Raw genomic sequence first — 13,384 nt, forward strand, 5'->3', positions numbered from 1 at the left:
GCCGGTGCCGGCCGTCTGGCCGGCCCGGTTTACGTTACGTCTTCAGGGCGGGGTGAAAGTCCCCACCGGCGGTATGCCGCGACGCGCAGCGCGTGTCCGGCGAGCCCGCGAGCGCTCGCATTCCCGTGCGAGGTCAGCAGACCTGGTGAGAAGCCAGGGCCGACGGTCATAGTCCGGATGAAAGAAGATGGACGGAGCTTGCCCGCGTGGCCTGGCGCTTGCCTGGCCCGTGGTTTGCCGAGCCTTGCGCGCGCAGGGCGCGGCGGTTCGTGCGCGTGCACTCGGCATGGCGCGCGGGCCTTGCAGTTCCGTTGAACCTTCCCCTGGAACGCCCATTGATGCTGAGCCAGGAGCGTTTCATGTCTAGCTTTTCCACCGAAGCCATTGCCCCCGCGGTGTCCGCGGATGCCAACCCCAGTGCCACTGTCGATACGATGGCTGGCGCCCACCCGCGCGCGCTGGAGTTGCGCATCGAACAGGCCCTCGAGGCCATGCGCGAGGGCCGGCCCGTAGTGCTGCTCGATGACGACGACCGCGAGAACGAGGCCGACCTGATCCTTGCCGCCGAGCGCCTGACCCAGGCCAACATGGCCATGATGATTCGCGAATGCAGCGGCATCGTGTGCCTGTGCCTGCCGACGGACAAGGTGCGCAGCCTGGGCCTGCGGCCGATGGTCGAGCACAACCGCAGCCAGTACGGCACCGCCTTCACCGTGTCGATCGAGGCCCGCGAGGGCGTCAGCACCGGGGTCAGCGCGGCTGACCGGATCACTACCATCCGCGCGGCGATTGCCGAGGACGCCGGCGCCGATGCCGTGGTCAGCCCCGGCCATGTGTTCCCGCTGGTGGCGCGCGACGGCGGCGTACTCGAGCGCCGCGGCCATACCGAAGGTTCAGTCGACCTGGCGCGCATGGCGGGGCTGTCTCCCGCGGCGGTGCTGTGCGAGCTGATGAATCCGGATGGCACCATGGCGCGGCGCGCGCAAGCGCTGGCCTTTGCCGGGATGTACCGCTTGCCGGTGCTGACCATCGAGGACCTGGTCGCCTGGCGACGCCTGCACGGCTGAAGGCCGTCGCGATGCATGGATCGGGGCGTGCCCGCGCGCCGCAATGCATGCATCGTGTGCGACAATGCGGATCGCTTTTTCCCGTCTACATGAGGGTAATTCCATGATGTTCCGCATGTTTCGACACGCAGCCGCGCTGGCCGGCTGCGTGTTCGGCCTGGCCCTGCCGCAGGCGCACGCCGATGACGGCGCTGTGCCGGCCATCGACGTGGCGCCGGCCTCTGCATCCCGGCCGGCTGCCGCCGGCCTTTACGAGTGCCAGGTTCCTGGCTCCGGCACCGTGTTCCGCTCCACACCAAGGGAAGGTTGCCGCCTGGTGGCCGCGCCCGATCCCGGTGCGCCGGACCCGCAGCGCTGGCTGCCGCTGATGGGCGCCAATGGCGTGATTTCTTATTTCGATCAGTCGGCGGTGCGCCGCCAGGGTACGCAGGTGGGCGTGGTGGTGATGCGCAATTCGCCGTCAGGCGTGATCCGCACCGCGAGCGGCGAACCGATCCGTTCCTCGCTCAAGCGCATGGTGCTGAACTGTGCCACGTCGATGTTTGCCGTGGTCGAGCAGACCCTCTACAGCAAGCGCTTTGCGCGCGGCGAATCGCTCTATACCATCCGCGCGCCGCAGTCCGGCACCTTCCAGGTGGCCGGCCCCGGCACCATCGCCGGGGAGTTGCTGCGCAAGCTGTGCCGCTAAACCGCGGCCGCGCGGCACTGCCTGCTGCCAGCCAGCTTAATCGCCCACGTGGCGCGACTTCCATTGTCCGTTGGATTGCTTGCAGAACCAGCCGCTCCAGTGCTCTTCGGCACTGCCGCGCTTGAGCTCTGACTTCAGGCGCCGGCAGGGCTGGCCCTTGTCGGTCTTGCTCTCGACCGGGCTGATGGTGCCGTCGATCTGCTGGCGCCGTCCCGCTGCCGGATAGGTCCATGCCACCGACTGGCCATCGGCCGTATCGTTCAGCGCGGTACGCACCGACTTGGCCAGCGACGCGCCTTCCTTGTCGTTGAGCGTGCCGATGATGGTGCCGCTCAGGTAGTTGTCGAAGTACGCCTGCGCGGGCGCGGCGCAGAGCAGCACGGCCCCCAGCGCGCCTGCGATTGCGGCACGCAGGGTGGGGCGGGCGAGGCTGCCGGAGGGTGAGGTTTGCCGAGTCAGCATGACGGTTCCTTGTAGCTACATGGTGGCGTTCGAGTGGCATTGTAAGCGCAATGCGGTGCGGGGGACGACGGTTGCCGACGTGTCTGGCCACTGCGGCCACCGGGCCGCGGTTGACACCTGCGTGCCCCTGACCTAGCGTTGATTTCTGTCCCATCGTGCCGCTGCACGACGGACGTCCATTCCTGCGAAAGGAGATCCCATGACGCTGCGCTATCTCACAATCGGCCTGGCCGTCGCCTGCGCCTTCGGCACGGTGCACGCCCAGATCGCGGGCAAGGCCGACCAGTTCAGTCCGTACACCGACGGTGCCAAGCAGGACAAGTTCAATCCCTACACCGACGGGGCGAAGCAGGACAAGTTCAGCCCCTACACCGACGGCGCAAAAAGCGACAACGTGACCGCGCTGAACCCGGGCGCCAGGCCCGACCAGATGGAACCGATCCAGGGTGGCGCGCAGAAATCGTTCGACTCGTTCAGCCAGGGCGGCATGAACAGCGGCAAGTTCGATCCCTATTCCGAAGGCGCCAAGAGCGGCAAGTTCGATCCCTACAGCGAAGGCGCCAAAAAGTAACAGTGTATTAAACGGGCCGGGCGCGTTCCGGCCCGCATCGGTGCGCGACCGGGGCGGCCGATCGAGGCTGACCGTGCCGAGGCTCGCGGCGATGTGACCTGATCGCCCGCAAAGCCATGCGTGGAGCGGCTTTCGGGCTACGTGGCCAACATTTTGTTTCAAACCTTGCGTGATCGAAACGTGACTTTCGCGTCTCGAATTGCTATGGTTTATTGCGCATCGCAACAACCCGGACACGGTGCCCCGCGGGCAACCTGCCCCGCGTCAGGGCCTCGCCACTCGGCGCCGGGCTCATCTCTTGCCGTGTCCTTCATCGTTCGGGCCGCCGATGCCGGCCACTCCGATTCAACCGCTCACCCTGGCATACATGTCACAGATCGCCACGCCACGAATAGCCGTACCGTTTACCTTGCCCGCTGCCGGGCCGGGGGCGCGCCGCCGCGCCGCGCGCGCTGGAGCGCGGATCGCGGCCTGGCTCGGCGGCGGTGCGCTGGCACTGTGTGCGATGGCGGCCCATGCGTTCGACTTCGACACCGTCGCCTCGCGCGCGCGCCAGCTGGCGGCGTCGCCTTACAAGGCGCCGGCCCAGAACCTGCCGCGCGAGTTGCGCGAGCTGACCTACGAGCGCTACCGCGAGATCGAGTACAAGCCCGAGCGCTTCGCCTGGCGCGGCACGCGTTCGCCGTTCGAGCTGTCGTTCTTCCACGAGGGCATGGTGTTCGACCAGCCCGTGCGCATCCATGAAGTGGTGGGCAACAGCGTGCGCGAATTCCGCTTCGACCCCTCCGCGTTCAACTACGGCCCGCACAAGGTCGATGCCGCCAAGCTGAAAGGGCTGGGCTATGCCGGCTTCCGCATCCTGTATCCGCTGAACCAGGGCAAGCGCAAGGACGAGCTGGCGTCGTTCCTCGGCGCCAGCTACTTCCGCGCGCTCGGCAAGGATCAGTGGTACGGGCTCTCGGCGCGCGGCCTGGCGGTGGATACCGCGCTCAACTCGGGCGAGGAGTTCCCGCGCTTCGTCGAATACTGGATCGAGCGCCCGGGCGCCAATGCCAAGGAAATCACCATCCATGCGCTGATGGATTCGCGCCGCATGAGCGGGGCGTACCGCTTCACCATCAAGCCCGGCGCGGAGACCGCGATGGAGGTCAAGTCGCGCCTCTACCTGCGCGAGAACGTGACCAAGCTTGGCCTGGCGCCGCTGACCAGCATGTACCTGTTCGGCGAGAACCAGCCGGCGCCGGCGCAGGATTTCCGCCCGGAGGTGCATGACTCGGACGGCCTGTCGATTCACCTCGGCACCGGCGAGTGGGTCTGGCGTCCGCTGGTCAATCCCAAGCGGCTGCTGGTAACGTCGTTCGCGGCGACCAATCCGCAGGGATTCGGGCTGATGCAGCGCGACCGCAGCTTCAACAGCTACCAGGAGATCGGCGCGTGGTATGAGCGCCGGCCCAGCGGCTGGGTGCAGCCGCGCGGCAACTGGGGCTCGGGCCGGGTCGAGCTGGTGCAGATTCCGACGCCGGACGAAACCAACGACAACATCGTCGCGTACTGGGTGCCCGACAACCCGCCCAAGCCGAAGCAGGCTTTCGACTATGAATACCGCCTGCTGTGGCAGAAGGACGGCGAGCAAGAGCCGCCGCTGTCGTGGGTGACCCAGACCCGCCTGGGCCAGGGCCAGACCCGCAGCAAGGAGGACACGAGCTTTTCGCTGGTGGTGGACTTCGAAGGCCCGGCCTTCCGCAGGCTGCCGGCGGACGTTCGCATCGACCCGGTGGTTTCGGCCGATGCCAACGGCGAGCTGTTGAAGACGTCGGTGCAGCGCAATGACGCGACCGGCGGCTGGCGCATGACCATGCTGATGCGCCGCAAGGACGAAACCAAGCCGGTAGAGTTGCGCGGCTATCTTCGCAACGGCAATACAACCCTGTCCGAGACGTGGAGCTACATCTTACCCCCCGCCTAAAGCAGCGACCGGCCCAGGCGGCGGCATGCGAGCGCTATCTCGACCGCCTGCCCGTATCGCCTGAAGTGCGCAGCGAACTGCTGGCCGACAGCGCCGGCATGGCCGCCGCGGCGGCACCCGCCACGCCGCTGGCTTCGGTGACGCCGGTGATCCCGGTCACGGCCGATGGCCGCGACGCGCAGGAAGCGATCACGCGCCTGCAGTCGCGCCTGGCCGGCAAGGAAGCGCCGCCGGCGCACGGCAGCAGCGCCTACGCCTCGGTGCAGCGGCGTTTCGCCATGGCCTACGGCAATCCGCAGGTCGGCGGCGCGCCGCTGCTGCGCCGGCGCGAAGACGGCACCGTGAAGGCCGACACCGGCCCCGCGCCCGAGCGCAGCTCGATGGTGCCGCGCCAGTGGCCGCCGCATATCGTCACCGGCTGGCTGCGCAACACGTGGCGCCGCATGCTGGGCCGCCCGCCGGTGCCCGAAACCTGGGACACCCTGCACGACGGGCCCGACGCCGAAGGCAAATGGCACCCCGCCGGCTCGCACCGGCGCTGGGTGCTGCTGGCACTGGTCGCGCTCCAGACCGTGCTGGCCACGTACTTCATGACCAACGTGCTGCCGTACCACGGTGCCGATCCGCTCGAGATTGCCATCCTGGTGCTGTTCGCCATCCTGTTCTCATGGGTGTCCGCCGGTTTCTGGACCGCGATGATGGGCTTCCTGGTGCTGGCCAAGGGCGGCGACAAGCATCTGATCTCGCGCTCGGCGGTGCCGGACCGGCCCGACGCGCCGATCGCGCCCGAGGCCCGCACCGCGATCATCATGCCGATCTGCAATGAAGACGTGACGCGCGTCTTCGCGGGCTTGCGCGCCACCTATGAATCGCTGTCGCGCACGCCGCACCTGGCCAACTTCGATTTCATCGTGCTGTCGGACAGCGGCAATCCGGACCTGCGCACCGCCGAGCACGATGCCTGGATGGAACTGTGCCGCGCGGTCGGCGGCTTCGGCCGCATCTTCTATCGCTGGCGCCGCCACCGCGTGAAACGCAAGACCGGCAACGTGGCCGATTTCTGCCGCCGCTGGGGCAGCAAGTACCGCTACATGGTGGTGCTCGACGCCGACAGCGTGATGAGCGGCGACTGCCTGGCCACGCTGGTGCGGCTGATGGAAGCCAACCCGGGTGCCGGCATCATCCAGACCGCGCCGCTGGCGGTGGGCCGCGAGACGCTGTATGCGCGCGTGCAGCAGTTCGCCACCCGTGTGTACGGGCCGCTGTTCACCGCCGGTCTGCACTACTGGCAGCTGGGCGAATCGCACTACTGGGGCCACAACGCCATCATCCGCGTCAAGCCGTTCATCGAACACTGCGCGCTGGCGCCGTTGCCGGGCCGCGGCCCGCTGTCGGGCGAGATCCTGTCGCACGACTTTGTCGAGGCCGCGCTGATGCGCCGTGCCGGCTGGGGCGTGTGGATTGCCTACGACCTCGAGGGCTCGTACGAAGAGCTGCCGCCCAACCTGCTCGACGAGGTCAAGCGCGACCGCCGCTGGTGCCAGGGCAACCTGATGAACTTCCGGCTGTGGCTCAAGCAGGGCTTCCACGTGGTGCACCGCGCGGTGTTCCTGACCGGGATCATGGCGTACCTGTCGGCGCCGCTGTGGCTGCTGTTCCTGCTGCTGTCGACGGCGATGCTGGCCAAGCACGCGCTGGTGCCGCCGGAATACTTCACGCAGCAGTACCAGCTGTTCCCGACCTGGCCCGAGTGGCATCCGGAAAAGGCGCTGGCGCTGTTCTCGGCCACGGCCACGCTGCTGTTCCTGCCCAAGCTCGCCAGCGTGGCGCTGCTGATGAAGCAGGCGCGGCGCTACGGCGGCGCAGTGCAGCTGTTTGCCAGCATGCTGATCGAGGTGCTGCTGTCCGCGCTGCTGGCGCCTACGCGCATGCTGTTCCACACCAAGTTCGTGGTCGCGGCGTACAGCGGCTGGGGCATCTCGTGGAAATCGCCGCCGCGCGAGGACGCCGAGACTACCTGGGGCGAAGCGTTCCGCCGCCACGGCTGGCATACCGCGCTGGGACTGGCGTGGGGCGGGCTGGTGTACTGGCTGAACCCGTCTTATGTGCTGTGGCTGTTGCCGATCGTCGGCTCGCTGGCGCTGTCGATCCCGCTGTCGGTAATGCTGTCGCGGGTCTCGCTGGGCCGCGCTTCGCGCAACGCGGGGCTGTTCATGATCCCGGAGGAAACGCTGGTGCCGCGCGAGATCGTCGAAACCCAGCAGCATGTCGAAAATGCCGCCGAAACGCCCAACTTCGTCGACGCCGTGGTGGATCCGGTCACCAACGCGCTGATGTGCGCCACCGCGACGCCGCGCGTGGTGCAGCCGGAATCGGCCCGCAAGCGCCACGAGAGCCTGGTCGAGCATGCGCTGACGCACGGGCCGCGCGCGCTCACGCCGGCGCAGAAGCACGTGCTGCTGGGCAACCCGTTCGCGCTGGCGCGCCTGCATGAACTGGTGTGGGGCTCGCCGCTGGCCGACGCCGGCTGGAAGGACACGCGCATGCTGGTGCGGCGCGCCGCCAACGTGGTGCCGCTGCGCCCGCGCGCGGCATGAAGCGAGTTGCCTGAAAAAAACGGCCCGCTGATGCGGGCCGTTTTTTTTTGCTTGCGGCAGGTTGCTGTCAGCGCAGCGCTGCGCTGCAGATCGGGCCGTTGATATAGACGTCGCCGATGCGGCGCTCGCCGCGGTCCTTGCGGGTCATGTAGCGGAACAACATGCTGACGCCCAGCTTGGTCAGGATCTCGACATCGCGGTTGGCGCAGATATTGCGCTGCAGCGGCGCGGCGTAGTTGACCTCGAAGCTGGCCAGGTCCAGCATCGGCCCACGGTAGTTGGTCAGTTCCAGCTGGAACAATACGTGTTTGCCCGGAACCGACTGGCAACGGCGCAGGCGGGTCTCGCCGTCGATCTCGATCGGCAGGGCATCGTTGAGCTGGCGGCAGGCGCGCGCCAGCACGTTGTCGGGGCGGGTGGCGTTGCGCAGCAGTTCGGGCACGCCGGCGGCGCCGGTGTTCTGCCCGGTGGCCGCGCCCTTGAGCATGCGCGCCACGGGATCGGCTTCGTCGGCCGCGGGCACCAGCAGCGGGACGCTGGCATTGCGCAACTGCGCCGGCGCCGCCTGGGCCGTCTGGGGCAGCGGCAGCAGCAGCACGACCACGAAAGCGGCGGTGCCTAGCGAAGCGGAAAGCGGCGTTTGTCGTATTCTCATGCAGGCTAATGTTGCGGGGACCTGTACTGTCGTCCCTCTCTGCGAGGCCGACGGCGAGTCTTACGCCGACAGGCTGGCATTGTACCCTCCACCCCGGCGCGCATGAAAGTCGCGCCCCGCCAGCGTCGTAGCGATGCCGCCATGCAATGCCCATGAACACCAGGGCCTGTCACCACTATTCACCAATCCTGCCAGGTTTGCCAGCTTTGCCGAACCCGACTCCGGCGATGCGATCTGGCAGGGCGGTTTTTCTGCGCCAACCGGACGCATGCCAACGTCGCCGCCTGGGCGGCTGCATTGGTTATGTTGTGCAACAATTGCGTCTTTCCACGGGGCTGCCCGTGCCGCACGGCCGCGCACGGCAGCGCCATCGCCCTCGGATACTGTCCTCCATGCCTCCTTCCCAAAGCGCCGCGCCGACGCCGCGTTTCCCTGCCTGGCTGCTGATCTGCGGCTCGCTGATGGCGATCGCGCCGCTGTCGATCGACATGTACCTGCCGAGTTTCCCGACACTGGCGGGCGACCTGGGCGTCGACATCGGGCAGGTCCAGCTGACGCTCGGCACCTTCCTGGTCGGGCTGGCGCTCGGACAGGCCTTCTATGGTCCCTTCAGCGACCGCTTCGGGCGCAAGCCGCCGCTCTATGTCGGGCTATGTCTTTACATCATCGCCGCGGTGGGCTGCGCGCTGGCGCGCAACGTGGAAGCGCTGATGCTATGGCGCTTCCTGCAGGCGCTTGGGGGCTGCGCCGGCATGGTCATGGCCCGTGCGGTGATCCGCGACCGGCTCGAGGCGCATGAATCGGCGCGGGCGTTTTCCTCGCTGATGCTGGTGATGGGGGTGGCGCCGATCCTGGCGCCAATCGTCGGCGGCGCGGTGCTGACCGTATCGGGCTGGCGCGCCATCTTCTGGGTGCTGGCGGGGGCCGGCCTGCTGATCCTGCTGCTGGTCCACCTGCGCATGGAGGAATCGCTGGACCGCGGCCATGTAGCGCCGCTGCGGCTCGGCACCGTCTCCCGCAGCTACGCGGAACTGCTGCGCGATCGGGAATTCCTGGGTTATTCGCTGTCGGCCGGCTTCGGCTCGGCGGGCATGTTTGCGTATATCTCGGGCTCGCCCTTCGTGCTGATCGAACTGCACGGCATCGCGCCATCGCACTACGGCTTTGTGTTCGGCGCCAATGCGCTCGGGCTGATCACGATGTCGCAGCTCAATGCCCGGCTGGTGCGCGGGCGTTCGCTCGACCAGGTGCTGGGGGCCACGCTGCTGGCGGCGCTGGCTGCGGGGCTGGTGCTGGCGCTGGCCGCGCTGGCGGGGATGGCGGTGCTGCCGGTGCTGCTGGGCGGGTTCTTCGTGTTTATCGGTGCGCTGGGCTGCGTCTCGCCCAACGCTTCGGCGCTGGCGCTGGCGCACCAGGGGCACCGCGCCGGCACGGCTTCGGCGCTGATGGGCACGCTGCAGTTTTCGCTCGGCACGCTCGGCGGCGCCGCGGTCAGCGTGTGGCGCGACGGCAGCGCGCTGCCGCTGGGCGTGGTGATGGCGGCCTGCGGCGCCGGTGCGGTGCTGATGCGCCATTACGGGCGCTCGGGCGCACGCGCGCGCCCGGGCACCCGCTGAATCCGCGGCCGTGTCGGTTCAGGCCGCTTGCTGTGCCGCGGCTTGCTCCGCGGCGGCGTGCGGCACCCCGGCCTGTTGCACCACCACCATGTGCGCCGGCATCGGCGCGGCGTAGCCGGCCTGGCCGAAGCATTCGCGGATGACGCGGTTGGTGTCGAAATAGACTTGCCAGTAATGGTCGTTATGGCAATAGGGCCGCACCGCCAGCACCGGGCCGACCAGCGTGAACTCGAGAATTTCGACGTCGACCGGCGGTTCGGCCAGCACGTTGGGGATCTCGGCGATGCGGGTCTTCAGCAGCGCCACCGCCTCGGCCACGTCGGTGCTGCCTGCCAGCTGCGCTTTCAGTTCCACGCGCCGGAACGCATTGGCGGTGAAGTTCTGGATGGTGTCGCTGAAGATCTTGTTGTTGCCGATCACGGTCTGGACATTGTCCGGCGTGTCCAGCGTGGTGGCGAACAGGCCGATTTCGCGCACGGTTCCGGTCACGCCGCCAATGGTGACGAAGTCGCCCACCTTGAACGGCCTCAGTACCACCAGGAAGGCGCCGGCGGCGAAGTTTGCCATCAGCCCCGACCAGGCCATGCCGATGGCCACGCCGGCGGCCGCGATCAGCGCGGCAAAGGTAGTGGTCTGGATGCCGAAGTAGCCGAGGATGCCGATCACCAGCACGACGTTCAGCGTCACGGTGACGATGGAACCGACATAGCGCAGCAGCGTCGGATCGACCTTCTGCTTGCCGAGCGCGTTCTGCACCAGGCGCACGACAAAGTGGATCAGCCAGCGGCCAATGACCCAGAAGGCGAGGGCCGCCAGGATCTTGACGCCGAATTCGGTGGCGTAGGAGACCACCAGGGTCTTGAGGTTGTCGAAGGTAGAGGCGTCCATCGGCGTATTCCTTTGGTGTTGGTGTAACCGGCCAGCCGCCGGCCCAACATCCCCCAAACCAGCCGGCTGCGGCGTGCGAGCCCCTGCGCGTTGCGCGCAATTCCCGGGCACGGCAATTATTGAGAGGCCGTGCGCGGAAGTGCAAGCAAATAATTGTTAAGACAAGGCGCGTTGCGCGGCTCGTCTGTTTATATCGGAAAGGCGCTGGCGGGTATTACCAGTTGGTTTCGCGCTCGGGGGTGGCGGAAATCCGGTGCAGCGTCAGGTCGGCGCCGTTGAACTCGCCCTCGGCGTCGAGACGGATGCCCACCAGCCGCTTCAGCGTGCCATAGACCAGCGTGCCGCCGGCCAGCGCCACCACGATGCCAAGCAAGGTGCCGAGCAACTGCGCGCCGAGCGCCACCCCGCCAAGGCCGCCCAGCGCCTTCGCGCCGAAGATGCCCGCGGCGATGCCGCCCCAGGCGCCGCACAGCCCGTGCAGCGGCCACACGCCCAGCACATCGTCGATATGCCATCTGTTTTGCGCCAGCGTGAACATATAGACGAACAGCGCGCCTGCCACGGCACCGGTGACCAGCGCGCCCAGCGGATGCATCAGGTCCGAGCCCGCGCAGACCGCCACCAGGCCGGCCAGCGGCCCGTTGTAGACGAAGCCCGGATCGTTGCGTCCGGCCAGCCAGGCGGCCAGCGTGCCACCGGCCATGGCCATCAGCGAGTTGATCGCAACCAGGCCGCTGACCTTGTCGACAGTCTGCGCGCTCATCACGTTGAAGCCGAACCAGCCCACCGCAAGAATCCAGGCGCCCAGCGCCAGGAACGGGATGTTCGAGGGCGGATGTGCGCTGATGCGGCCATCCTTCTGGTAGCGGCCGCGACGCGCGCCAAGCAGCAGCACCGCCGGCAGCGCAATCCAGCCGCCCAGCGCATGCACCACCACCGAACCGGCAAAGTCGTGGAAGGGCGCGCCGGCCACGCGCGCGATCCAGTCCTGCACGCCGTAGCGCTGGTTCCAAACCATGCCCTCGAAAAACGGGTAGACAAAACCCACCAGTACGAAAGTGGCGACCAGCTGCGGATTGAAACGCGAGCGTTCGGCAATGCCGCCGGAGATAATCGCCGGAATCGCCGCGGCAAAGGTCGCCAGGAAAAAGAACTTGACCAGTTCGTAGCCATTTTTCTGGGCCAGGGTTTCGGCGCCGGAAAAGAACTGCACCCCGTAGGCAATGGTGTAGCCGATAAAGAAATAGGCGACGGTGGAAACCGCGAAATCCACCAGGATCTTCACCAGCGCATTGACCTGGTTTTTCTTGCGTACCGTGCCCAGTTCGAGGAACGCAAAGCCGGCGTGCATGGCCAGCACCATGATGGCGCCAAGCAGGATGAAGAGCGCGTCGGTGCCGGTCTTCCAGTTGTCCATAGTGACCTCATGCTCAAAATGGGCGCACCAGTACGCAAAAAGCGTTCCAGAGACGGCTGCATCCTGGTGCCGCTTGCACCGTGCAGGGTAAGAAACCGCACCGGCATGCCGCACGCGGTCCATCCCGTGGGCAAGGCGACGCCGGCCTGTTGCCAGTGGCTGGACCGGGCTGCGCCAGAATGGAGCGGCCAAGGGGGCAACGCGCGACCCGTTGTGGTGCGTCGCCCCATTTAGGGGAATCTGTCCTATGCTGGCTAGTTTTGGGGGTGCAATTCCAGGCGGCCGCCCGGGCCCGGCAAAAACCGGTGCCTGGCAAGCGCGAACAGCATTGGAAATTGCCCGCTAACCGGCCTCAAGCAAGGATTTGCGGGTTTTTTTGTCGCATTGGTGCCACTGGGGATTGCTCAACGCGCGAAGGGCAGATTAGACTGCGCCGATCGATGGCCTGCCGCGAGGCATGCACATCGGTGACGACGACCAACAAGGGAAATCAGCCATGAATAAAGGTGAACTGGTATCGGCCATCGCCGCGGAAGCAGAATTGAGCAATGCCGCCGCCGAGCGTGCGCTCAACGCAGCGCTGGACAGTATCAAGAAGGCAGTGGCAAAGGGCGATTCTGTAACGCTGGTGGGTTTTGGCAGCTTCAGCGCCGGCAAGCGCGCTGCCCGTACCGGCCGCAATCCGCGCACCGGCGAAACCATCAAGATTCCGGCCGCCAAGACGGTCAAGTTCTCGGCAGGCCAGGGTTTCAAGGACGCCGTGAACAAGAAAAAGTAAGCAGTTTGCGTCCATAGCGAAAGAAGCGGCCTGGCAGGCCGCTTTTTTTGTGCGCCGGGCCTGGCGGGGCAGCGGCCGGCACTCGGCACCATGCCGCGGGCAACGGCGCGGCGATCCGGGTTAAACTGCCGGCGCCCGCAGCCGGCAATCCCGCCCCCGCAATCTTCGTAACCCGCATCATGAATGACCTGTCCCACCAGCTTTCCATGACCGTGCTGATGACGCCGGACATGGCCAACTTCTCCGGCAACGTCCACGGCGGCACCATCCTCAAGTACCTGGACATGGTGGCGTATGCCTGCGCCAGCCGCTACGCCGGCCGCTACGTGGTCACGCTGTCGGTGGACCAGGTGGTGTTCCGCCAGCCCATCCACGTGGGCGAGCTGGTGACCTTCCTGGCATCGGTCAACTACACCGGCCGCAGCTCGATGGAGATCGGCATCAAGGTGGTGACCGAGAACATCCGCAGCAAGCTGGTGCGCCATACCAACAGCTGCTATTTCACCATGGTGGCAGTGGACGACAACGGCACCCCCGCCGAGGTGCCGCCGCTGGAGCCGCGCGACGAGGTCGAGCGCCAGCGCTTTGCCGCCGCGCAGCAGCGTCGCGCGCTGCGCCAGGAAATGGAAAAGCGCCACGGCGACATCAAGTCGTCGGTGAACTGAGTGCCGATGCGCGA

Annotated in this window: 12 protein-coding genes and 1 riboswitch; of the genes, 8 read left to right on the forward strand and 4 right to left on the reverse strand. The window is 67.1% G+C overall.

Translation table 11 applies throughout. From position 1 onward, the window contains the following. Positions 1-34 precede the first annotated feature (34 nt). A riboswitch (FMN riboswitch) is annotated at positions 35-193 on the forward strand. Positions 194-359: 166 nt separating this feature from the next. After that, on the forward strand, positions 360-1,067 hold the full coding sequence (gene ribB, locus U9J39_RS25345) for a 3,4-dihydroxy-2-butanone-4-phosphate synthase (RefSeq protein ID WP_147309756.1): 708 nt from the start codon (positions 360-362) through the stop codon (positions 1,065-1,067). 103 nt (positions 1,068-1,170) lie between these two features. Beyond that, positions 1,171-1,755: a surface-adhesin E family protein gene (locus U9J39_RS25350; RefSeq protein ID WP_115713339.1), complete on the forward strand. Its 585-nt coding sequence runs from the start codon at positions 1,171-1,173 to the stop codon at positions 1,753-1,755. Between the two features lie 36 nt (positions 1,756-1,791). Here U9J39_RS25350 and U9J39_RS25355 read toward each other — a convergent pair whose 3' ends face one another. Further along, positions 1,792-2,217, reverse strand: a complete 426-nt coding sequence (locus U9J39_RS25355) for an RT0821/Lpp0805 family surface protein (protein ID WP_116314364.1) — start codon at positions 2,215-2,217, stop codon at positions 1,792-1,794. Between the two features lie 199 nt (positions 2,218-2,416). Between U9J39_RS25355 and U9J39_RS25360 the strand changes: the two genes are divergently transcribed. From U9J39_RS25360 to mdoH, 3 genes are all read left to right on the forward strand, one after another. After that, positions 2,417-2,788 carry a hypothetical protein gene (locus U9J39_RS25360; RefSeq protein WP_115713337.1) on the forward strand — a complete coding sequence of 124 codons (372 nt, stop codon included), beginning with the start codon at positions 2,417-2,419 and terminating at the stop codon, positions 2,786-2,788. Between the two features lie 367 nt (positions 2,789-3,155). Further along, positions 3,156-4,754: a glucan biosynthesis protein G gene (locus U9J39_RS25365; RefSeq protein WP_116314365.1), complete on the forward strand. Its 1,599-nt coding sequence runs from the start codon at positions 3,156-3,158 to the stop codon at positions 4,752-4,754. Beyond that, entirely contained in the window at positions 4,727-7,351 is a 2,625-nt protein-coding gene (gene mdoH, locus U9J39_RS25370) for a glucans biosynthesis glucosyltransferase MdoH (protein WP_115683030.1), read from the forward strand. The genes U9J39_RS25365 and mdoH overlap by 28 nt, the downstream gene beginning before the upstream one ends. Positions 7,352-7,418: 67 nt before the next feature. On the opposite strand, the gene U9J39_RS25375 is transcribed toward mdoH, so the two are convergent. Further along, a complete protein-coding gene (locus U9J39_RS25375; protein WP_115713334.1) occupies positions 7,419-8,006 on the reverse strand; it encodes a hypothetical protein in 588 nt (195 codons plus the stop codon). 392 nt (positions 8,007-8,398) lie between these two features. On the opposite strand from U9J39_RS25375, the gene U9J39_RS25380 reads away from it, so the two are divergent. Further along, a complete protein-coding gene (locus tag U9J39_RS25380; RefSeq protein WP_116314366.1) occupies positions 8,399-9,622 on the forward strand; it encodes a Bcr/CflA family multidrug efflux MFS transporter in 1,224 nt (407 codons plus the stop codon). Positions 9,623-9,640: 18 nt separating this feature from the next. Here U9J39_RS25380 and U9J39_RS25385 read toward each other — a convergent pair whose 3' ends face one another. Then, a complete protein-coding gene (locus tag U9J39_RS25385) occupies positions 9,641-10,510 on the reverse strand; it encodes a mechanosensitive ion channel family protein (RefSeq protein WP_062803164.1) in 870 nt (289 codons plus the stop codon). 214 nt (positions 10,511-10,724) lie between these two features. Then, complete coding sequence (locus U9J39_RS25390; protein ID WP_116314367.1) at positions 10,725-11,927, reverse strand: ammonium transporter; 1,203 nt, start codon at positions 11,925-11,927, stop codon at positions 10,725-10,727. Positions 11,928-12,423: 496 nt separating this feature from the next. Between U9J39_RS25390 and U9J39_RS25395 the strand changes: the two genes are divergently transcribed. Together U9J39_RS25395 and U9J39_RS25400 are read left to right on the forward strand one after the other, a co-directional pair. Next, positions 12,424-12,705, forward strand: a complete 282-nt coding sequence (locus tag U9J39_RS25395; RefSeq protein ID WP_010814166.1) for an HU family DNA-binding protein — start codon at positions 12,424-12,426, stop codon at positions 12,703-12,705. Between the two features lie 179 nt (positions 12,706-12,884). After that, positions 12,885-13,370, forward strand: a complete 486-nt coding sequence (locus U9J39_RS25400; RefSeq protein WP_012355963.1) for an acyl-CoA thioesterase — start codon at positions 12,885-12,887, stop codon at positions 13,368-13,370. The last annotated feature ends 14 nt before the right edge of the window (positions 13,371-13,384 follow it).

This window comes from Cupriavidus sp. SS-3 (genome assembly GCF_035818815.1).
Classification (GTDB): domain Bacteria; phylum Pseudomonadota; class Gammaproteobacteria; order Burkholderiales; family Burkholderiaceae; genus Cupriavidus; species Cupriavidus taiwanensis_C.

Coding starts and splice junctions, on each gene's coding strand:
- ribB (WP_147309756.1), top strand. CDS start 360: ATGTCTAGCTTTTCCACCGAAGCCATTGCCCCCGCGGTGTCCGCGGAT.
- U9J39_RS25350 (WP_115713339.1), top strand. CDS start 1,171: ATGATGTTCCGCATGTTTCGACACGCAGCCGCGCTGGCCGGCTGCGTG.
- U9J39_RS25355 (WP_116314364.1), bottom strand. CDS start 2,217: ATGCTGACTCGGCAAACCTCACCCTCCGGCAGCCTCGCCCGCCCCACC.
- U9J39_RS25360 (WP_115713337.1), top strand. CDS start 2,417: ATGACGCTGCGCTATCTCACAATCGGCCTGGCCGTCGCCTGCGCCTTC.
- U9J39_RS25365 (WP_116314365.1), top strand. CDS start 3,156: ATGTCACAGATCGCCACGCCACGAATAGCCGTACCGTTTACCTTGCCC.
- U9J39_RS25375 (WP_115713334.1), bottom strand. CDS start 8,006: ATGAGAATACGACAAACGCCGCTTTCCGCTTCGCTAGGCACCGCCGCT.
- U9J39_RS25380 (WP_116314366.1), top strand. CDS start 8,399: ATGCCTCCTTCCCAAAGCGCCGCGCCGACGCCGCGTTTCCCTGCCTGG.
- U9J39_RS25385 (WP_062803164.1), bottom strand. CDS start 10,510: ATGGACGCCTCTACCTTCGACAACCTCAAGACCCTGGTGGTCTCCTAC.
- U9J39_RS25390 (WP_116314367.1), bottom strand. CDS start 11,927: ATGGACAACTGGAAGACCGGCACCGACGCGCTCTTCATCCTGCTTGGC.
- U9J39_RS25395 (WP_010814166.1), top strand. CDS start 12,424: ATGAATAAAGGTGAACTGGTATCGGCCATCGCCGCGGAAGCAGAATTG.
- U9J39_RS25400 (WP_012355963.1), top strand. CDS start 12,885: ATGAATGACCTGTCCCACCAGCTTTCCATGACCGTGCTGATGACGCCG.